This is a genomic window from Streptacidiphilus sp. PAMC 29251 (assembly GCF_054208735.2).
In genome coordinates this window covers 8,360,042-8,380,543 of sequence record NZ_CM135725.2, presented here as the reverse complement: position 1 = coordinate 8,380,543, position 20,502 = coordinate 8,360,042, and the positions used below count along the sequence as shown (strand labels likewise).

The following is a 20,502-nucleotide window of genomic DNA, read 5'->3' as shown; positions in this document are numbered from 1 at the left end:
GGCCGATCCACGGCGTGGTGCCGGTGAACAGCGCGCGCAGGCCGTAGTCCTGCAGCGAGATGACCACCAGCCGGACCAGCGGATAGCCGATCACCAGGGCCAGGATCAGCGCGGCCGGCGCCAGCAGCGCGTACGGCAGGGCCTGGCCCCGCCGTCCGCGTCCGCGGCGGGGCCGGGCGCCCGCCGCCCCCACCGCGGGGGCGGCGGCCTGCTCCGGTGTCAGCTCGGGTTCGAGGCCCGTCTCGGTGGTCATGGTCACTGCGCGGCGTTCAGCGCCTGGTCGAGGTGCGCGTCGAAGGCCTTGGCGGCGTCGGCCGTCGACTTGCGACCGGTGGCGATGTCGGCGAGGAAGCTGTTGATCGAGTCGTCGGCCTCGATGGTGCCCCAGCCCGGGGTGGACGGGGTGGCCACGCTGTTCTTGGCGGCGGTGAAGAAGGCCTGCGAGGTCGGCGGCAGCGTGGACACGGTCTGGTCCAGCAGCTGGGTGGAGGCCGGGGTCCAGCCGTCGATGCCGACGATCGCCGAGGTCTGCACCGCGGTGCTGGTGGCGGCCTTGAGGTAGGCGATCCCCAGGTCCTGGTTCTTGCTCTTGGTGGCGACGGCCAGGTCGGAGCCGCCGAGGAAGACCGGCTGGGTCTTGCCGGGCGTGGTGCTGGGGAACGGGAAGGTGCCGATCTGGTCCTTGATCCCCGGGTTGTCCTTGACCGCGGTGTTGATCGAGGTCACCACGATCGCCGAGGTCTTGCCCGAGGCGAACAGCGCGTTCTGGTCCGGCGTACGGTCGTTGACGTCGCGCGAGGACTTCGCCGAGTAGGTGTTCTGGAAGGACTTCCAGGCCTGCAGGCCTTGCTGCGCGGCCGGCGACTCCAGCGCCCCGGTCCACTTGCCGCCGCTGTCCACGGCGATCTGGCCGCCCGCGTCCCAGACGAAGGGCAGCGCGCTGTACCAGTACTTGCCGGGCATGTTGATCGCGGAGAAGTCGGCGGCGTGGTTGGCGGCCTTGACCTTGTCCAGGTCGGCGGTGAACTGGGCGAAGCTGGTCGGCGGCGCGGTGACGCCGGCCTTGGCCCAGATGGTCTTGTTGTAGACCACGGCGCGGTTCCCGGCGAACAGCGGTGCGGCGTAGACCTTGGAGTCCACCGTGGCCGGGCCGATCAGGCCGGGCAGCCAGGTCTGACCTGCCGTCATGTCCGGTACCTGGCTGGTGATGTCGGTCAGCCCGCCGCTGGCGGCGAACATCGGCACGTCGGTGTTGCCGATCTCCAGCACATCCGGCGGGTTGTCCCCGGCCAGCGCGGTGGTCAGCTTGGTGTTGATGTTGTCCCACTCCTGGATCTGGACCTTCACCTGGGCCCCGGTGGCCTTGGTGAACGCCGCGTTGATCGCGGCCACGGCCTTGTCGGAGAGGTCGCCGTCCATGTACCAGACCGTCAACGTCCTGGCCTTGGCGGAGCCGGCCGGGCCCGGCGCCCCTGCCTTGGTCGCTCCACTGCCACCGCCGCTGCTACAGGCAGTGACAGTGCAGGCCAGAGTCAGTCCGACGGCGAGTGCGGTCCAGGTACGTCTGTGCATGGCGTTCCTCCTTGACGAGGCGGGGTGCGCGGTCGGGCCGAGCCGAATCCGCTGTGGTGAGGCCAGATGCTGGCACCTTACCTTTGGTCATGTCAATGGCTTCTGATGGTTGCTCAGCGCATCGCGGACGAACCACACAACCGCAGCAGACATCGCCAATTGGCCTGCACCAACTAGGTTCTTGACAAGATTCGAGCAGAGCATCATCTTGGACCCCGACCGGTCCAAGACTTAACCGGTGGTTAGCTCTTGCGGAGTTCGCCGACCGATCCAGAGCGAATCACGCCGCCACCGGAGGCCGCAGGGCCAGGTCGATCCGATCGCGCCGGACGCGGTCGCCCAGCCCCCTGGAGGCTGGGAGCCGCGTCCGGCGCCCGACCCGGCACCGGCACTGGCACCGCCCCGGTCCGACCCCACCCTCACGGACCGTAGCCGCCGCTGCCCACTGCCAACTCCCCCTGCACCGACCCTTTTTCCCCACCTCCATGTCACGACGAGGAGACCCCCATGCACGCCTCCCGACGTCCCGCGCGCCCCCATCGCCGCCGGGCCGCCCTGATCGCCGCCATCGCCCTGACGGCCGGCGGACTCAGCACGGCCGGGCTGATCAGCACCGCCCAGGCCGCAGCGACCCCGACCGTCGCGCTGCAGTACAGGACCACCACCACCGGAGCCACCGCGGACGAGTCGGAGCCCTGGTTCACCGTCAGCAACACCGGCAGCTCGCCGCTGGCGCTCTCCCGGGTGGCGATCCGCTACTACTTCAGCGCGGACGGCAGCTCGCCGTACCAGTTCTCCTGCGCCTGGGCGGTGGTGGGCTGCGCCAATGTCACCGGCCATGTGGTGGCCCTGGCCACCCCGACCGCCACCGCCGACCACTACCTGGAGGTCGACTTCGGCGCGGGCGCGGGAACGCTCGCCCCCGGCGCGTCCACCCAGGACCTGCAACTGCGGCTGTGGCGGCAGGACTGGCAGTCGGTGAACCAGGCCGACGACTACTCCTTCATCGCAGGTCAGAGCAGCTACGGCCCGAACAGCAAGGTCACCGTCTCGGTCGACGGCGCGATCGTCTCCGGCACAGCGCCCGGCGGCAACCCGACCGCCCCGCCGACCACCGCTCCGCCCACCACCGCGCCCCCGACCACCGCGCCGCCCACCACGGGCCCGCCCACCTCGCCCCCGCCCACCTCGCCGCCGGCGTCCGGTGCCACGCTGTTCGACGACTTCCACTACACCGGCGCCACCGATCCGAACATCGCCGCGCACGGCTGGGCCATCCGCACCGGCTCAGGCGGCCCCGGGGTCGCGGACACCTGGTCCGCCAGCACCTTCAGCTTCCCCAGCGACCCCACCGCGCAGGGCGGCAAGGCCATGGACCTCACCGCCAGCACCGACGGCACCAGCGCCGGCACCAAGCAGGCCGAGATCGACACCACCGGGAAGAAGTTCTTCGAGGGCACCTACGCCGCCCGGGTCTACTTCAACGACGCCCCCACCACCGGTCAGAACGGCGACCACGTCAACGAGACCTTCTACACCATCACCCCGGACGACTCGCTCTACAGCGAGGACGACTTCGAGTACCTGCCCAACGGCGGCTGGGGCGGACCGGCCAACTCGATGTACACCACCAGCTGGTACAGCTCCGACGCCTTCGACCGGGTCACCAACGACACCATCGGCAGCCTCCAGGGCTGGCACACCCTGGTCGAGACGGTCGCCGGCGGCACGGTGACCTACTACATCGACGGCACGCAGGTCTTCTCCAGCAACGGCAAGTACTACCCGCGGGAGAAGATGACCATCGACTTCAACGAGTGGTTCATCGACCTGCCCTTCAACGGCGCCCGTACCTGGGACGAGAAGGTCAACTGGGTCTACTACAACACCAACGCGCTCACCCCGGCGGCCGTGACCAGCGTGGTCAACGGCTACTACGCGGCCGGCACCCACTTCACCGACACTGTCCCGAACTGACCTTCCGTCAGTGGTGCTGCCCAGCCTGCTGAGCCCGCTCGGTCTGCTCAGCCCGCCCAGCCTGCCTGGGCAGCACCGCCCGCCCCGACTCCGTTTCCCGCAGCGCCCGTTGCCGCGCAGCCTCGTACAGCACCGCCGTGGCGGCGTTGGCCGCGTTGAGCGAACTGGCGCTGCCGGACATGGGGATGCGCACCGTCCGGTCGCAGCGCTCGCGCCAGCCCGCGCTGAGGCCGGCGGTCTCATTACCGATCAGCAGCAGCACCGGTCCGCCGGTGAAGTCGAATCCGTAGAGCTCGGTCTCGCCGTGCTCGTCGGTGCCGACCACGGTGACCGTACGGCCGCCGGCCTGCTCCCGGTCCAGCCACTGCTCCACCTCGCGCTGCGACGGCACCCGTACCGCGGGCAGCGCGAACAGCGAACCCGTACTCGCCCGAACCGACTTGGGGTCGTACACATCGGCGGCGTGGCCGGTCACGATCAGCCCGTCCGCGCCGAAGGCGTCGGCCGAGCGGATGATCGAGCCGATGTTGCCGGGACTGCTCGGACGGTCGAAGACCACGCCGAGGAAGCGGTCCCGGACCGGGATCCGGGCCAGGTCGTCCGCCGGGATCCCGACCACCGCGACCAGCTCCGGCGGCGTCTCGTTCTTCTCGCCCAGCTCGGCCGGCAGTTCGGACGCCATCGCCACCCGCTCCACCACGGGGCAGCTCCGCAGCAACTCCCCCGCCCAGCGCGACAACGGCCGCTCCGCGTCGTACAGCAGTGCCCGCAGCGGCCAGCCGTGCTCCTGCGCAAGGGTGATCGGGCGGACCCCCTGGACCAAGAACTCACCAGCTCTGGAACGCTTGTGACGGTTCGTCAGAAGCGCCTGCCACTGCTGGAACCGTGCGTTCCGTGTGGTGATCCGCTGCACTGCGGCCAACGCGCCCTCCTGGTGGTCCGGTTGACCACGTTACCCTTCCCCGGGCCTGGGCCAGGACCAAGGCCAGGACCAGGGCCAGGGCCAGGGCCAGGCCCGGGCCTGGGCCAGGGCCAGGCCCGGGCCTACGGACGGGCGGACGGCCGCCGCAGGCCGAGGGTGCGGTAGACGACCGGGGGCAGCGACTCGCGCAGTTCCTCGTCGGTGAGGTCGCCGAGCCGGGCGACCGCGTCGCCGATGCAGGTCGCCAGCTGGAACGCGCTGCGCTGGGCCGCGCTGGGGTTCCGGCCGTAGATCAGCTCCTGCAGCCGGGACCGGCGGGCGGCGCTGTCGGTGACAAAGGTGTTGCTGCGGAACAGCGCGGGATCGTGGTTCAGGATCGAGGCGGTACGGCGCTGCTGGATCGCCAGTTCGATCATGCCTTCGACCACCACGGCCACCCGCGCCGACTGCGACCGCTGCGCCTCGGCCTGGTCGAGCAGCTCGATGGCGCGCCGGTGCCCGACCGCCAGGATGGCCTCCAGGATCTTCTGCTTGCTCGGGTAGTAGTAGTAGAGGGCCGCCTTGGTCACGTCGAGGCGGTCGGCGATCTCCTGCAGGGTGGTGGCATCGAAGCCCTTCTCGGCGAAGAGGTCCAGTGCGATGTCCAGCAACCGCGCGCGGGTCTGCTCCCCACTGTGCGCACGGTCCGTGGCCTGCCCTGCTGCGTCGCTCACGACGTCCCTTCCGGTTCGTTCCGCAGGACCTGCCTGCCGGCTCATATGCTGACCGTCGACACGGGCTCGGATTCACTGCCCTGCCCGGCCGGCAGCCGCCTGGGCAGCAGAAACACCGCCAGGACGGCGGAGACCGCGCAGATGCCGCTGCAGGTCCACAGGGTAGCGCCCATACCGTGCACGAACGCTGTCTGCACGGTGCGCAGCAGCCCGTCGTCGCCGAGGGCGTGCGCTGTCGCGACGCCGGCCGAGACGCTGTCGGACACCGGCGGCTTCGCCGCGGCCCCCAGCCCGTTGCGGTATCCGTCGTTGAGGATGGTGCCGAGGATGGCGATGCCGATGGTGCCGCCGGCCTGGCGCAGCGCTCCGATCAGCGCCGAGCCCGCACCGGCCCGGTCGGCCGAAAGGGTGCCCAGGGCGGCGTTCATGGAGGTGGGCAGCACGATGCCCATCCCGGCTCCGGTGAGCACCAGCCAGGTGGCGGTGACGCCGTACCCGGTGTGCACGGTGGTGGTCGCGCCGATGGCGAGACCGGCCGTGAGCAGGCCGAAGCCCATCGCGACCACGGCGCCCGAGCCCGCCCTGGCCGCGATGAGTCCGACCAGGCGGGTGCCGACCAGCAGGCCGCCGATCATCGGCAGCAGCCGCAGCCCGGTCCCCATCGGGCTCGCACCCTCGATCGCCTGGAAGTACTGCGGCACCGCGAAGAGCAGCCCGAACAGGCCGAAGCTGACCGCGGTGGCGAAGCCGGTGCCGGCGCTGAACGCCCGGTCGGCGAACAGCCCCAGGTCGATCAGCGGGTGCCTGGCCCGGCGCTGCCAGGCGACGAACCCGAGCAGGAGCACGATGCCAGCGGTGATGCAGAGCTGCGCGGTGGTGCCGCCCCAGCCGTCCTGACCGGCCTTGATGAAGCCGTAGGTGAGCCCCAGCAGGCCGAGCGAGGACAGCGCCACCCCGGGCAGGTCGGGCGGCAGCGGACGGCTGCTGCGGGACTCGGGGACCAGCATCGCGACGGCGACCACCCCGATCACCACCAGCGGCACATTGATCAGGAAGATCGAGCCCCACCAGAAGTGGTCCAGCAGATATCCGCCGATGATCGGCCCCAGCGGGAGCCCGACCGCGGTGGAGGTGACCCAGATGGTGAAGGCCCGGGAGCGCTCGGCCTCCACCGGGAACAGCGACGGCAGCACCGCCATCGACAGCGGCATCATCACCGCGGCGGCGAGGCCGAGGACGGTACGGGCGGCGATCAGATCCCCGGAGCCGCCGGAGTAGGCGCACCACACCGACGCGCCGCCGAAGCCGAGCAGTGCGCCCAGCAGCAGCCGCTTGCGGCCGAAGCGGTCCCCGAGCGCCCCGGCCGGCAGCAGCGCGGCGGCCAGGGCGAGGGTGTAGGCGCCGGAGAACCACTGCAGGTCGGCGGTGGACGCGTGCAGGTCGCCGGCCAGGGTGGGCAGCGCCACGGTCAGCACGGTGGTGTCCAGGCCGATGGTGAGCATGGCCACGGCGAGCGCCGCCAGCGCCCACCAGCGCCGCGACGAGGCGGCGGCCGGGCCGTCGCCGTCCAGGCCGTCCGGGCCGTCATCCGGACGTACGGTTTCGGTGCTCATGCGGATTCCCTCACGTTCTTCGGGTGCGGCGTGCTCCCGGGCCCGGGGTGTGCCTGCTCCAGCCGGTCGCCCTCGATGTCGAGGTCGGGCACGTAGCGGTCGAACCAGCGCGGGTGGTACCAGATCCGCTTGCCGACCAGCGCCATCACCGCGGGGACCAGGGTGAGCCGGACCACGAAGGCGTCGAGGAAGACGCCGACGGCGAGGCTGAAGCCGATCGCCTTGATGGTGGCGTTGTCGCCGGCGATGAAGGCGACGAACACCGCGAACATGATCAGCGCGGCCGAGGAGACCACCCGGGCCGACATCCCGGTGCCGCGTCGCACCGCCTCCACCGCGTCGCCGCCGCGGGTGAACTCCTCCTTGATCCGGGACACCAGGAAGATCTCGTAGTCGCTGGAGAGCCCGAAGATGATCGCGATCAGCAGGATCGGCAGAAAGCTGATGGTCTCCGACGGGGTGATCCCGAACAGGCTCTTGGCCCAGCCCCACTGGAACACCGCGACCTCGGCGCCGAACGCGGCGAAGGCGGAGAGCAGGAAGCCGACCACGGACTTGATCGGGATCAGGACGGTCCGGAAGGCCAGCGTCAGCAGCGCCAGGGCCAGGCCGATCACCACGACCAGGAACACCGGCAGCGCGCTGGAGAGCTTGTTCGAGGTGTCGATGTTGCCCGCGGTGGTGCCGCCGACCAGGATCTTCGCGCCGGTCTGGCCGGTGATGGCCACCGCGTCGTGGCGGATCTGGTTGACCAGGTGCGCGGTCGGGGCGTCATTGGGTCCGGTGGCCGGGATGACCTGGATGATCGCGGTCTGGTTCTGAGTGATCGACAGATTCGCCGACACCACGCCGGACTGCTGCCGCAGGGCGGTGGTGAGCTGCTGGCCGGCCGCCGGGCCGGCGGCGTGGGTCAGGTCGGCGACGACCAGCAGCGGACCGTTGTAGCCGGGGCCGAAGGTCTCGCTGATCAGGTCGTAGGACTTGTGGGCGGTGCTGGCGGCGGGCATGGTCTGCCCGCTGGGCAGCCCCAGTTGCAGTTTGGCCGAGGGCAGCGCGATCACGGCCAGCAGCGCCACCCCGGCGATCAGGACCGGGATCCGGAAGCGCACCACGAATCCGGCCCACACCGCTCCGGCGGTGCGCTCGGGGTCGCTGACCCCGCGGATCGCGGTCCGCTCGGCCCGACCCGGTCCGCGGCGGCCGGGGAGCTTCAGGAAGCGGGTGACCCGCATCCCGGCGAAGCCGAGCAGCGCGGGCACCAGGGTGAGCGCGATCAGCAGGGCGATCAGCACCGATCCGGCCGCGCACAGCCCCATCACGGTGAGGAAGGGGATCCCGGCCAGGCTCAGCCCGCACAGCGCGACCATCACCGTCAGCGCCGCGAAGACCACCGAACTGCCCGAGGTGCCCACCGCCAGTGCGACGGACTCCTCCACCGTCATCCCGCGCATCAGGTTCGAACGATGTCGCGAGGCCACGAACAGGGCGTAGTCGATCCCGCAGGAGAGCCCCAGCATGATCGCCAGTGCGGTGGAGGCCGAGCCGACGTCGACCACCGCGGCGAGGGCGGTGATGCCCATCAGCGCCACCCCGACCCCGATCACCGCGGTCAGGATGGGCAGCCCCGCCGCGACGAAGGCGCCAAAGGTGACCAGCAGGATCAGAAAGCCGACGGCGATGCCGATGATCTCCGGCAGCTCCGAGACCGGTGGCCGGGAGCCGGGGTAGACCGAGCCGGAGAACTCCACCTGCGCGCCGGAGGCCCGTACCGGCTGCACCGCGTTCTGCAGCGCGGTCAGCGAGGCGTCCTTCACCTGCGCGATGCCCTCGGTGTACTGGACCGTGATCAGCGCCGCCCTGCCGTTCGCGGAGACCGTACGGGCCTGGAACGGATCGGACACCGTCGCCACCTGCGAACCGGTCCTGATCTTGGCCAGCGCGGTCTCGATGCCGGTCCGCACCGCGGGGTCGGTGACCTTGGCCTGCCCGTCGGCGGCGACCACGATCTGGGTGGATCCGCCCGAGAAGGCGGGGATCTTCTGCTTGAGCAGGTCAGCGGCCTGCTGGGACTGGGTCCCCGGGACGCTGAAGTTGTCGTTCGTCTTGCCGCCGCTGGCCTGAGCCAGCACCACCACCGCGACCAGCCCCACCAACCACATCAGCAACACCGCTCGGCGATGCCGGAACGACCAGCGCCCCAAGCGGTACAAGTACGTGGACATGTCTCTCCTCCACCCGCTACTTACTTAACAGCCGGTAAGCTGAGGCTGCCACTCTACTAACCGGCCGTCAAGTAAAGAGCCGCCGCAGGAGCGCTCTGCCGACACCTCGGCGGGTGGGTCGGCGAGCAGGTGTGAACCGGCCGATCGGTGTCTCCGCCCGGGCAGGGTGGGCATACGGTCGATACAAGGACCCTCCAACCCTGAGGACTTCTCAGCCATGAAGTATGTGAAGCTCGGATCGACCGGTCTCGACGTCTCCCGGATCTGCCTCGGCTGCATGAGCTTTGGCGATCCCGGCCGCGGCCGGAGCCCCTGGAGCCTGGACGAGGAGCGCAGCCGCCCGTTCATCCGCCGCGCCATCGAGGCAGGCATCAACTTCTTCGACACCGCGAACGTGTACTCGATCGGGAGCAGCGAGGAGATCACCGGCCGGGCCCTGGCCGACTTCGGCCGCCGGGACGAGATCGTGCTGGCCACCAAGGTGCACGGGACGATGCGTCCGGGCCCCAACGGCGGCGGGCTGTCCCGCAAGGCGATCATGGCCGAGATCGACAACAGCCTGCGCCGGCTCGGCACCGACTACGTCGACCTCTACCAGATCCACCGCTGGGACCCCGCGACCCCGATCGAGGAGACCCTGGAAGCGCTGCACGACGTGGTGAAGGCGGGCAAGGCCCGCTACATCGGAGCCAGTTCGATGTACGCCTGGCAGTTCTCCAAGGCCCTCTACCTGGCCGAGCGGCACGGCTGGACCCGCTTCGCCACCATGCAGAACCACTACAACCTGCTCTACCGCGAGGAGGAGCGCGAGATGCTCCCGCTGTGCGCGGACCAGGGCATCGGCGTCATCCCGTGGAGCCCGCTGGCCCGCGGCCGCCTCACCCGCGACTGGGACGCCACCAGCGCCCGCAGCGAGACCGACGAGTTCGGCCGCAGCCTGTACGGCGAGGCCGACCGGCCCATCGTCGACGCGGTCACCCAGGTCGCCGAGGCCAGGGGCGTGCCCCGGGCCCAGGTGGCCCTGGCCTGGCTGCTGCACAACCCGACGGTCACCGCCCCGATCGTCGGCGCGACCAAGCTGGAGCACCTGGAGGACGCCATCGCCGCGGATGCGCTGACGCTGACGGAGGACGAGGTCAAGCAGCTGGAGCAGCCCTACGCCCCGCGCGCGGTGGCGGGCTTCGCGTAGCCCGTGCCGCTGGCCTCGCACATCCTTCCCGAGCCCCGTTCCGGTGACCGAAAAAGACTTTGCCATTCCTTTGCAACCTGCCGCTGAGCTGCTTCGTCTCTCCGCACGTTCACACCAGCGCCCGCCGTCATCCCCTGACGGCGGGCCGACGAGAGAGAAGCCGCTCCATGCGCACAAACCCCCTGCTCCCGCTCGCCGTGGCCTGCGGCGCGGTGCTGCTCGCCGCCGGCCCCGCGCTCGCGGCCAGCCCCACGCCCACGGCCACGGCCCGGCCCACCAGCGCATCCGCGCCGACGGCCAGCGCCAGTCCCGCCGGAACGGCCCGTCCCACCCCGACCCGGGCCGGCGGCCAGGTCCGCGCCGTGCCGCAGGGCGCGCCGGACACGGGTGTTCCGCCGGTCTCCGGTGGAAGCAGTGACACCGCCGTCCTCGGCGCGTCGGCGGCGGGCGTCGCGGCTCTCGGCGCGGCCGGTGTGGTCGTGCTGCGCCGCAGGTCCAAGGTCCGGGGCTGACCCTTGCCAGGAGTAACCGAGGGAACGGGACGTCCGGGGCCGGGGCCGAACCGGCGGGCGGTGGGCGCGGTGCTGACCGCAGTGGTCGCCGCGTCGCTGCTGGCCGGTTGCGGCAACGGCACCGGCAGCAGCCCTGGTGCCGGTGCCGGTGCCGGTGCCAGCACCGCGCCGTCGCAGGTCGCAGCCGGGAACGTCACGACGGCGCCCGGCGGCGCAACGACCGGCACCCCACCGCACCCGCTCGCGCGTTCGATACCGGTCCGGCTGGAGATCCCCAGCATCGGGGTCGACACCCCCGTGATCCGGCTCGGGCTCGCGGCGGACGGGAGCGTGCAGGTGCCGCCGATCGCGGCGCACGCCCCGGCCGGCTGGTACCAGGGGTCGCCGACTCCCGGTCAGACCGGCCCCTCGGTGATCCTGGCGCATGTGACCGTCGGCCAGTACGGGGACGGGGTGTTCCTGCACCTCTCCCGGCTCAGGACGGGCGACCGCATCGTCGTCCGGCTGGCCGACGGGGCCTCGGCCGCGTTCACCGTGGACCGGGTGCAGACCGTCGCCAAGGCGCACTTCCCCACCGATGCGGTGTACGGGAACGTCGACCACCCCGCGCTGCGGCTGATCACCTGCGGCGGCCCCCGCGGCAGCAACGGGAGCGGCTACCTCGACAATGTGGTCGTGTACGCCTCCCTCGCCGCCCCAGCAGCGGGAACGACGCATTGAGCCGGTCGGACGACGCCGACGCGTCCGAGCTGTTCGCCGCGCTCTATCCCCGCCTCGCGGGCTGGTGCCGCCGTCTGGTCGACGACGACGGCACCGCCCGCGAAATCGCCTCCGAGGCGTTCACCCGGCTCTGGGCGCGCTGGACCAAGGTGGAGGAGCCGCGCGGCTTCCTCTACGTCACGGCGGCGAACCTGGTCCGGGACCACTGGCGCAAGGTGGAGCGCGAACGCCGGGCGATGCGCCGGGCCACCACGGAGGCGGTCCTGCGGCGGCAGGGCGAGGGGCCGGACAGCAGCATCCGGCTGCTGGTCCAGTCACTGCCGGAACGGCTGCGCACGCCGGTCCTGCTCTACTACTACGCGGACCTTCCGGTCCGGGAGGTCGCGGTGCTGATGGGACGGAACGAGAACACCGTGAAGGCCGATCTGCACGCGGCCAGGGAACTGCTGCGCGCCAAGCTGGGAGGACGCCTTGATCGGACGCATTGAGGGCCCGGACCCGCGGGACTCCTCGGGTTCCTCCTCCGCGCGCTCTGCGGACCCCGCGGACCCCGTGGACCTCCCGGATCTCCCGCACCTTCTGGATCTCCCGGATCTCCCGGAGGACGGTTTCCACGACGAACTGCTGGTCACGCTGCTGGGCCCCGGCAGCGAGACGCCGCTCGCCGCGGACCCCGGCTCCTTCGACCGGATCCGCCGCGGCGCGACCAGGCGACGACGCAGACGCACCGCCCTCGGCGGCGTGCTGGCCCTCACCGCCGCGACGGCGATCGCGCTGCCGGTCCTGCTGACCGGGCGGCCGACCGCCACCGTCGTCCCGGTGACTCCGCTCGCACCCCCCGCGACCAGCGCACCGGCCCACCCCTCGGCGCCGGCCACCCGTCCGCCCGCGAAACCGACGCCCACGGCCACGGCGACACCCACGCCCACGGTGAGCAGCAGCGCCGCCTCCAGCAGCCCCACCCCGCGCTTCCCGCGCGGCTCGGCCACCTCCACCCACGAGGTCCTGCCCCCTCCGGCCCACACGGCGACCCCGTCCGGCTCCGGACTGTCCAGCACCCCCACCAGCCGCGCCCGGGGGTAGGTGCGCTCTGCGCGGGTGGTGGTCCGCGTCACACCGAGGGGTGCGGATGTCACATCCGACCGCCCCTGTTCCGTCTAGTTGCCATGAGAACTCGCAGCAGACAACTGGTGGCGGGAGTGCTGGCACTCTCGGCCGCCGACACCGGACTCTGGGCCGCCCTCGCCCCCCGCTCGTTCTACCGGTCCTTCCCGGTCCAGGGACACCACTGGGTGTCGGCCATGGGCCCCTACAACGAGCACCTGGTCCGCGACGTCGGCAGCCTGTATCTGGCGCTGCTGGTGATCAGCGCCTGGGCCGTGCTGCGTCCGCGCGAGGAGACCCTGCGGCTGACCGCGGTGGCCTGGCTCGCCTGCGGCATCCCGCACCTGGTGTTCCACATGTCCCACCTGGACATGTACGGGACCGCCGACCAGGTCGGCAACATCGTCACGCTCGGCGGCATCGTGCTGCTCGCGTTGCTCCTGCTGCTGCCCGGCGGTAGGAACGAATCGGGAAAGGTGGCGTCATGAGGATCGCAGTGGCCGGTGGCACCGGCGTGGTCGGAGCGTTCGTCGTCGAGGCGGTCCACGCCGCCGGTCACACGCCGGTGGTGCTGGCCCGGTCGGTCGGCGTCGACGTCGTCAGCGGGCAGGGCCTGGACCAGGCCCTGCGGGGAGCGTCGGTGGTGGTCGACGTCAGCAATGTGACCTCGACCAGCGCGGCCAAGTCGATCCGGTTCTTCGAGGCAGCCACGGGGAACCTGCTCGCCGCCGGGCAGCGCGCCGGGGTCTCGCACCATGTCGCGCTGTCGATCGTCGGCGTCGACCGGGTCGACCTCGGCTACTACCTGGGCAAGCGGCGCCAGGAGGCCCTCGTGCTGGCCGAGGACGTTCCGGGCGGCGTCCCCGGCAGCGTGCTCCGAGCCACTCAGTTCCATGAGTTCGCGGCGCAGATGCTGGAGCGCGGCGGCCCCTTGGCGGTGGCCCCGCGCATGCTCAGCCAGCCCGTCGCCGCCCGCGAGGTGGCCGAGGCGCTGGTCGAGCTGGCGGTCGGCGAGCCGGTGGGGCTGGCGCCCGAGCTCGCCGGGCCCCGGCAGGAGCAGATGACGGACATGGTCCGCCGCCTGCTCCGGGCCCGTGGCTCCCGCCGTCCGCTGCTGCCGCTGCGGCTTCCGGGCGCGGCCGGAAAGGCCGTCGCGAGCGGCGGCCTGCTGCCGACCGGGGCCGGGCCCCGCGGCAGCCAGACCTTCGACCAGTGGCTCGCCGACAACGCCGGCAGCTCGGGCAGCGTCGGCGACGGCGCGGGCCGGGAGTCGCGCGCCGGGTTGGGGCAGTGATGAGCCGGGACGCCGAACTCGCCGCCGCCTACCAGCAGGCGCGACCACGCCTGGTCCAGCTCGCCTACGCGGTCCTCGGCAGCCATGCCGAGGCCGAGGACGTGGTCGCCGACTGCTGGCTGCGGATGTCCGCAGCCGACGCCCGCGACCCGATCCAGGACGTCGAAGCCTGGGCGACCACCACCGTGGTCCGCGCCGCCGTGGACGCGCTGCGCTCGGCCCGGGTGCGCCGGGAGGTCTACGTCGGGCCCTGGCTGCCCGAGCCGATCGTGGCGGAGGCGCCCACCGGGCAGAACCCGGCCGACCGGGTCACCCTGGACGACCAGATCAGCTTCGCCGTGCTGGTCGTCCTGGAATCGCTGACCCCGGCCGAGCGGACGGCCTGGGTGCTGCACGACCTGTTCGGCATGCCGTTCGCCGAGATCGGCCGGGTGGTCGGCCGGAGCTCACCCGCGGTCCGCCAACTCGCCGCCCGCGCCCGGGCGCACGTCAACGCCCAGGCGCCGCGGGTCCGGGTCGGACCGGCCGAGCACACCGCGACGGTGCGCAGCTTCCTGCAGGCGGCGACCGGTGGCGACCTCAGCGCCCTGGTCGCGGCACTGGACCCGAACGTGGTGCTGACCAGCGACGGCGGCGGCCAGGTCACCTCCGCCCGCAAGCCGGTGTACGGCGCCGACCGGGTGGCGCGCTTCCTGCTCGGGGTGGCCGACATGATCCAACCGGGCGAGACCGTCCGGCTGGTCTCGGTCAACGGCGAACCGGGCCTCGGCCTGTTCGACGGCACCCGGCTGACCACCGTGGTGGCGCTCACCGTCTCCGACCACCTCATCGTCCGGGTGGACTTCATTCGGGCGCCGGACAAGCTGCACAGTCCGTCCGCGACCTGAGCGCCGGCACCCCTCGATCACACACTCACTAGCCGATTGGCCGGTGAAGCCTAGGTCAACCACTAGCCATGTGGCAAGTGGTTGACCTGTCGCTCAGCAGGTGATGCGATAGTTTCCGCAGGTGCCACGACACAAGCACCGAACCTGCGGACATCACTCACGGCACACGAAGGCGACAATGACGGATCCCGAACCCCTCACTCGAGCCGAACAGGCACGACAGACCCGGCAGCGCATCCTCGACACGGCCGGCCGGCTGTTCTCCGAACGCAGCTACGAGGGCACCACGCTGCAGCAGATCGCCGACGAGATGGGGGTGACCAAGGCCGCGGTCTACTACTACTTCCCCACCAAGGCCGAGATCCTCACCGCGATCGTCGTGCCCGAGTTCCAGGCCATGGACGACCTGCTCGACGTCGCCGAGACCAAACGGTCCCGCGCCGAGCGGATCCGCGTCGTCGTCGCCGGGCTGGTCGACATGCTGGTCGCCCAGCGTGAGGCGCTGAGCATCCTGCACGCCAATCCGTCGATCAAGGTCGTGCCGGGGACCGACACCGCCTCGTTCGAGGCGATGCGCGAACGCGCCGTCACCGTCCTCTACGGCGACGACCCCACACCCGACCAGCGCGCCGCCCTCTACATCACCGTCGGGGTCGCCGCGGCCGTGCCCTCGCTGGCCGACCTGCCCACCGAGGTGCTCCGGGAGACGCTCACCCGCGCCTGCACCCGCCTGTTCAAGACCGGATAGCCCACGGCGACGGTCGGGGGTGCCGGGCGGGGGCACCGGTGCGGGCACCCGTCCCGGGCACCGGTTCCTGGGAATGTCCTGAGAACCGGAACCCGCTCCCCCGGCATCCTCCTGCCGACTGCCCCCACGACCTCTCAGAGAACTCCCAGACCTCTCCGAGACCGGTCAACTGCCTGGGCCAGGCTTCCCGGCAAGGCCGAATCCGAAGGCCGGAAGCAGACGAGAGGCTCCTGGTATGTCCACCATCAAAGTCGGCGCCCGCAGTTCGGGGGCACCGCTGCGCAACGCCGTGGAAGGGATGACCGCCGCCACCGCGGCGATCGCCGCCATGGTCGCGGTCACCGTGGTCGCCCTGTCCCTGCTGGGCGCCGGCTCCGTGGGGTCGCTGGGCTCGCTGACCGCGGCCGTGCTGGCCATGTCCGTCGGCAGCACGGTCGCCTTCGGGTCGGCGCGCACCGACTCGGGGCTCATCCACATCTCGTTGGGCGGCGCGGTCGATCTGATGCCGCTCGGGGTGACGCTGGTCGGCACCGTCGTCCTGGCGCTGATGTTCTTCCGACCGCTACGGCGCCGCCCGCCCCTGACCGGCGCCGAACTCGCCGCACGCGCGGGCGGCGTGGTGGCCGTGGTGCCGCTGCTCTTCGCGGCCGTGGCCGGTCTCGCGCGCGGCACCATCCAGATCCCGACGTCCGCGCTGAACGGGATGGGCGGCCTGGGCGGCGGCGGAGGCGGCGGTAGTAGCTGCAAGTCCGGGACGGGCTCCCTGCTCGGCGGGACGGGGGGCTCCGGCGGCCTGAGCGGGGGCCTCGGCGGCCTGTTGGGGAAAGGCGGCTCCGGCGGCGGCCTCAGCGGCCTGCTCGGCGGTCTGACGGACCGTCTGTTCGGCAGCGGGGGGATCACCGGCGCCCTGTCCTCGCTGAGTTTCCGCACCGGTCTCGGCTCGACGGTGCTGGGCGGGCTGCTCTGGGTGGTGCTGGTGCTCGCCGTCGGCTGCCTGGCGGCGCGCCGGACCCCGTTCCCCCGGGCGATCGCGACAAGCCGGCTGCGACTGGGCTGGGGGCCGAGCGTCTCCGCGGTCACCGGGGTGCTCCTGGCACTGATGGCGGTGCTGCTCACGGTCGTGACCATCGCCGGAGTCGCCCTGGGCGGCAACGGGATGACGGCCGCCGGCGCGGTCCTGCTGGCCGTGCCGAACCTGGTGCTCGTGGCGCTGACCCTGGGCGTCGGGTCACCCTGGACCACGACGATGGGTCAGACCAAGAGCCAGGGCAATGCGCTCACCTCGCTGCTGGGAAACCTGCAGGGCTCCTGCGGCACCTCGGGCCACACCCAGAGCCTGGGCAGCACCCAGGTCGGCGGGCTGCCGCTGTGGACGGTCGCCCTGCTGCTGGTCGGCGTCGTCCTGCTGGTCTGCGGCTATGTCGCCGCCGCGCGTACCCCGCGGGTAGGCGGCGAGGCGGGGAAGGTGGGCGACGCGGTCGAGGCGGGCGAGGCGTCGGACGGCCGCGCCTGGTACCACCGGCACCTGCTCCTGGCCCTGCGCCTGGGCGTGGTCACCGCCGTGCTGATGGCAGCAGCCGCGACCCTGATCCCGGCCTCCGGGCAGGTCGCTGTCGACGTCTTCAACACCCAGCTGATCGGGATGCAGGCCGGCCTCAGCGGCAGCGCGCTGCAGGCCGCCGTTCTGGGCCTGCTGGTCGGAGCAGCGGCGGGGTTCACCGGCAGCCTGCTGCAGGGTGCCGTGCGACCCGGGCGAAGCGGGCCCCGACGCCCTCGCCGCCCTGCCGGGTCGGTGGGCGGGCAACTGGCGCAGCCGATCGTCCCGCCCCCGTCCGCCCTGCTTCCCGCCGCCCCGCTCCCGTCCTCATCGCTGTCATCTCCGACCACTGGAACCCCGACGATCGCTGAACGGCAACCATGACCAGAACTGAGCGAGATCCCCTCCAGGCGACCTCCCGCACCGCAGGCAACCTGCTCGTCGTCGACGACGAGCCCACCGTCCGCGAACTCCTGCCCGCCACCCTGCGCTACGCCGGCTTCACCGTGACCTCCGCCGCGACCGGGGAAGAGGCCCTGGCCACGGCGCTGCGCGAACCCCCCGACCTGGTGCTGCTGGACGTGATGCTCCCGGACATGGACGGCTTCGAGGTCATCCGCCGACTACGCGAACAGCCGCAACCCACGACCGGACCACGCCGGGGCCACATACCCGTGCTCTTCCTCACCGCACGTGACACCACCCAGGACAAGATCAACGGCCTGCTCCTGGGCGGCGACGACTACGTCACCAAACCGTTCGACCTGCAGGAGCTGATCGCCCGGATCCGCGCCATCCTGCGGCGCACCAGCGGCGACCCCAACACCGCCCTCCTGGTGGGGGATCTGACCCTCGACCCCGAAGGACACCGGGCCCTGCGCGCGGGCACACCGATACACCTGTCCCCGACCGAGTTCCGCCTGCTGCACTACCTGATGGCCAACGCCGGACGCACCGTCTCCAAGGCCCAGATCCTGGAACGGGTATGGCAGTACGACTTCGGCGGCGACCCCAGCATCGTCGACACCTACATCAGCTACCTGCGCCGCAAGATCGACACCGGCGCCCCCAAACTGATCCACACGGTCCACGGCATCGGCTATGTCATGCGCGGTCCCCAGCCGTGAACGCCACCCCGACCCTGCGCGCACTCGCCAGGACCTCGCTGCGCACCCGACTGCTGCTGCTCGCCGTCACCCTGCTGGGCGTCGGGCTGCTGCTGTTCAGCGTCGTGGTCAACAGCGCCCTGCGCGGCTACCTGCTCCAACGCGTGGACAGCCAACTGCAGGCCTCCGCCGAACTGTTCTCCCCACTGCCGCCCACCGTCGCCCGCGGCGCAGCCCAACTCAACCAGTTCGGCGGGACCTTCGGCCAGAGCCTCTTCGGCGACCCGGTCATCACCTACCTGCACGCCGACGGAACCGTCGACACCGTGGTCGACCCGGCCCACACCCCCACCCCGGACAGCCCCGCCCTCCCCGTGCTCAACTCCGCCGCGGTAGCCGCCCACGCCCGCCACGCCTTCACCCTCCCCAGCCACGACGGGCAGCAGCACTGGCGCACGATCGCCCTGCCGCGGGCAGGAAGCAACGGCAGCGTGGTGGTGTCCACCCCGATGAGCCAGGTGGACACCACCATCAACCGGATGTGGACCATCTCCCTCACCACCGGACTGGCCCTGCTCAGCGCACTGGCCGCCATCGGCTGGCTCGCCGTCCGGTCCGGGCTACGGCCGCTGACCCGTATCGAGGAGACCGCCGCCGCCATCGCCGGCGGCGACCTGTCCCGCCGGGTCCCGGTCCAGGCCGGCCCGGGAACAGAGATGGGCCGGCTGACCGCGGCGCTCAACGGCATGCTGGTCCAGATCGAGACCGCCTTCGCCGCCCGCGCCGAGTCCGAGGCCAGGATGGGCCGCTTCGTCGCCGACGCAAGTCACGAGCTGCGCACCCCCCTGGTCGGCATCAAGGGCTTCGCCGACCTCTACCGGATGGGCGCGCTGCCGGAACGCGAGGACGTGGACCGCACCATGGCGCACATCGCCCGCGAGTCCACCCGACTGGCCCGCCTGGTCGAGGACATGCTCCTGCTGGCCCGGCTCGACGAACGCTCCCTGAGCGCGGCCGGCAACGACAACCCCAGTGCTGTGCTGCCACTCGACCGGGCCCCCATGGACCTGCGCACCCTCGCCGCCGACGCCCTCCACGACGTCCAGGCCCTGGACCCGACCCGCCCGGTCGAACTGACCGGCCCCGGCGGCGGCCCCCCGACCCACGCCCCGGCATTCGCCGACGAGGCCCGACTGCGCCAGGTCGTCACCAACCTGGTCGGCAACGCCATCACCCACACACCGCAGGGCACCCCCATCCGCATCGGCGTCGGCACCCTCGGCGACCACGCCCTGCTGGAGGTGGCCGACCAGGGCCAGGGCCTCACCCCCGAACAAGGACGCCGCATCTTCGAACGCTTCTACCGCGCCGACAGCTCCCGCACCCGCACCACAGGCGCCGGCGCGGGGCTTGGCCTGGCCATCGCCCATTCCCTGGTCACCGCCCACGGCGGCCGGATCGAACTGCACTCAGAACCCGGCCGGGGCGCCACCTTCCAAGTCCTACTCCCCCGCCACACCGACCCGCCAGGTCCACCCGATCAGCTGACTTCCCGTGCCCGCACCAGCGACAACCCAGCCTCGCCGCAATACCGAGACGGAGCCAAGCCAACACCCCACGAGACGGGAACCTGATGACACGTCACCATCGTTCTGACAACCCCTCAGTCCTCCTGATCCACGGCGGCCTCTGGGAGTACGGCATGGACGCCGACCGGTTCTGGGCAGCACCGGGAATCTCAGCCGGCCTCGAACGAGAAGGCTTCACGGTGCTGGCACCCAACCGCCTCCACCACCCACCGAACTGGGACGCCGAGGTCGAACACCTCACACCCGTCCTTCCCAACCACCCCGTGTCCGTGATGGCCGGATCCAACGGGTGCTCGGTAGCCGTCCGCCTCGCACTGTCCTTCCCGGACCGGATCGCAAGCCTGCTCCTGGCCTGGCCCGCAACCGCAGGAGACCCCGCCGTGGACTCCCGCACCCACAGCGGCCTCACCGACAAGGGCGCCTTCGAGCAGACCATTCACGCCCTGCTTGACGGCCAAACCCTACGAGGCGTCTCCGACACCGAACTGGCAACGCTCACCATGCCGATCAGCGTGCTCCCCTCAGCCCCGGAGAACCCCTACCACCAACGCCAAACCGTCGATGCACTCCGCCGCCTCCTGCCGAACAGCGACGAACTCCCCGGCTGCCCCGAACCACCCCGCCCAGACTTCGGCCCCCATCTGCCCCAGTTCCTGACCTCAGCCACCAAGGCCCTCCGCCGATGACACCCCGCCCATTCGCACAACGCAGGCTCAAGAAGATCCAGTACCGCCAGCACCTCATCCACGGCTGCCTCACCGGGACCGGGCTGCTCATCAAACCCCGGCGATCAGTGC

At 71.5% G+C, this 20,502-nt stretch carries 19 protein-coding genes; 14 read left to right on the top strand and 5 right to left on the bottom strand.

What is annotated here, in order from left to right; all coding sequences use genetic code 11:
• Positions 1 to 255 precede the first annotated feature (255 nt).
• On the bottom strand, positions 256 to 1,572 hold the full coding sequence (locus tag ACXKR8_RS39725; protein ID WP_458269365.1) for an extracellular solute-binding protein: 1,317 nt from the start codon (positions 1,570 to 1,572) through the stop codon (positions 256 to 258).
• A 507-nt stretch (positions 1,573 to 2,079) separates the two neighbouring features.
• On the opposite strand from ACXKR8_RS39725, the gene ACXKR8_RS39720 reads away from it, so the two are divergent.
• On the top strand, positions 2,080 to 3,549 hold the full coding sequence (locus ACXKR8_RS39720; protein ID WP_458269364.1) for a cellulose binding domain-containing protein: 1,470 nt from the start codon (positions 2,080 to 2,082) through the stop codon (positions 3,547 to 3,549).
• Between the two features lie 7 nt (positions 3,550 to 3,556).
• Here ACXKR8_RS39720 and ACXKR8_RS39715 read toward each other — a convergent pair whose 3' ends face one another.
• The 4 genes from ACXKR8_RS39715 to ACXKR8_RS39700 all read right to left on the bottom strand — a co-directional run bounded on the left by ACXKR8_RS39715 (position 3,557) and on the right by ACXKR8_RS39700 (position 9,019).
• Complete coding sequence (locus ACXKR8_RS39715) at positions 3,557 to 4,462, bottom strand: TrmH family RNA methyltransferase (RefSeq protein WP_458275210.1); 906 nt, start codon at positions 4,460 to 4,462, stop codon at positions 3,557 to 3,559.
• Positions 4,463 to 4,593: 131 nt separating this feature from the next.
• Complete coding sequence (locus ACXKR8_RS39710; protein ID WP_458269363.1) at positions 4,594 to 5,184, bottom strand: TetR/AcrR family transcriptional regulator; 591 nt, start codon at positions 5,182 to 5,184, stop codon at positions 4,594 to 4,596.
• Between the two features lie 41 nt (positions 5,185 to 5,225).
• On the bottom strand, positions 5,226 to 6,797 hold the full coding sequence (locus tag ACXKR8_RS39705; RefSeq protein ID WP_458269362.1) for an MFS transporter: 1,572 nt from the start codon (positions 6,795 to 6,797) through the stop codon (positions 5,226 to 5,228).
• Positions 6,794 to 9,019 carry an MMPL family transporter gene (locus tag ACXKR8_RS39700; RefSeq protein ID WP_458269361.1) on the bottom strand — a complete coding sequence of 742 codons (2,226 nt, stop codon included), beginning with the start codon at positions 9,017 to 9,019 and terminating at the stop codon, positions 6,794 to 6,796. The genes ACXKR8_RS39705 and ACXKR8_RS39700 overlap by 4 nt, the downstream gene beginning before the upstream one ends.
• A 217-nt stretch (positions 9,020 to 9,236) precedes the next feature.
• Between ACXKR8_RS39700 and ACXKR8_RS39695 the strand changes: the two genes are divergently transcribed.
• From ACXKR8_RS39695 to ACXKR8_RS39635, 13 genes are all read left to right on the top strand, one after another.
• On the top strand, positions 9,237 to 10,208 hold the full coding sequence (locus ACXKR8_RS39695) for an aldo/keto reductase (protein ID WP_458269360.1): 972 nt from the start codon (positions 9,237 to 9,239) through the stop codon (positions 10,206 to 10,208).
• A gap of 167 nt (positions 10,209 to 10,375) precedes the next feature.
• Positions 10,376 to 10,720: a sortase-dependent protein gene (locus ACXKR8_RS39690; RefSeq protein ID WP_458269359.1), complete on the top strand. Its 345-nt coding sequence runs from the start codon at positions 10,376 to 10,378 to the stop codon at positions 10,718 to 10,720.
• Between the two features lie 72 nt (positions 10,721 to 10,792).
• A complete protein-coding gene (locus ACXKR8_RS39685) occupies positions 10,793 to 11,440 on the top strand; it encodes a class F sortase (protein ID WP_458275209.1) in 648 nt (215 codons plus the stop codon).
• Entirely contained in the window at positions 11,437 to 11,928 is a 492-nt protein-coding gene (locus ACXKR8_RS39680) for an RNA polymerase sigma factor (RefSeq protein WP_458269358.1), read from the top strand. Before ACXKR8_RS39685 ends, ACXKR8_RS39680 begins: the two co-directional genes overlap by 4 nt.
• Positions 11,912 to 12,523 (top strand): hypothetical protein, encoded by a 612-nt coding sequence (locus tag ACXKR8_RS39675; protein WP_458269357.1) that lies wholly within the window; start codon positions 11,912 to 11,914, stop codon positions 12,521 to 12,523. Before ACXKR8_RS39680 ends, ACXKR8_RS39675 begins: the two co-directional genes overlap by 17 nt.
• Positions 12,524 to 12,639: 116 nt before the next feature.
• Positions 12,640 to 13,032: a hypothetical protein gene (locus ACXKR8_RS39670; RefSeq protein ID WP_462100030.1), complete on the top strand. Its 393-nt coding sequence runs from the start codon at positions 12,640 to 12,642 to the stop codon at positions 13,030 to 13,032.
• The gene (locus ACXKR8_RS39665) at positions 13,029 to 13,838 is read left to right on the top strand and encodes an SDR family oxidoreductase (protein WP_458269355.1); all 810 of its coding nucleotides are present in this window, start codon (positions 13,029 to 13,031) and stop codon (positions 13,836 to 13,838) included. Before ACXKR8_RS39670 ends, ACXKR8_RS39665 begins: the two co-directional genes overlap by 4 nt.
• A complete protein-coding gene (gene sigJ / locus ACXKR8_RS39660) occupies positions 13,838 to 14,725 on the top strand; it encodes an RNA polymerase sigma factor SigJ (protein ID WP_458269354.1) in 888 nt (295 codons plus the stop codon). Before ACXKR8_RS39665 ends, sigJ begins: the two co-directional genes overlap by 1 nt.
• 178 nt (positions 14,726 to 14,903) lie before the next feature.
• Entirely contained in the window at positions 14,904 to 15,473 is a 570-nt protein-coding gene (locus tag ACXKR8_RS39655) for a TetR/AcrR family transcriptional regulator (RefSeq protein WP_458269353.1), read from the top strand.
• A 235-nt stretch (positions 15,474 to 15,708) separates the two neighbouring features.
• On the top strand, positions 15,709 to 17,394 hold the full coding sequence (locus tag ACXKR8_RS39650; RefSeq protein WP_458269352.1) for a streptophobe family protein: 1,686 nt from the start codon (positions 15,709 to 15,711) through the stop codon (positions 17,392 to 17,394).
• Positions 17,391 to 18,137, top strand: coding sequence for a response regulator transcription factor (locus tag ACXKR8_RS39645; RefSeq protein WP_458269351.1), 747 nt, complete (start codon positions 17,391 to 17,393; stop codon positions 18,135 to 18,137). The genes ACXKR8_RS39650 and ACXKR8_RS39645 overlap by 4 nt, the downstream gene beginning before the upstream one ends.
• Entirely contained in the window at positions 18,134 to 19,750 is a 1,617-nt protein-coding gene (locus tag ACXKR8_RS39640) for a sensor histidine kinase (RefSeq protein WP_458269350.1), read from the top strand. Before ACXKR8_RS39645 ends, ACXKR8_RS39640 begins: the two co-directional genes overlap by 4 nt.
• Positions 19,750 to 20,391 (top strand): alpha/beta fold hydrolase, encoded by a 642-nt coding sequence (locus ACXKR8_RS39635; protein WP_458269349.1) that lies wholly within the window; start codon positions 19,750 to 19,752, stop codon positions 20,389 to 20,391. The genes ACXKR8_RS39640 and ACXKR8_RS39635 overlap by 1 nt, the downstream gene beginning before the upstream one ends.
• The last annotated feature ends 111 nt before the right edge of the window (positions 20,392 to 20,502 follow it).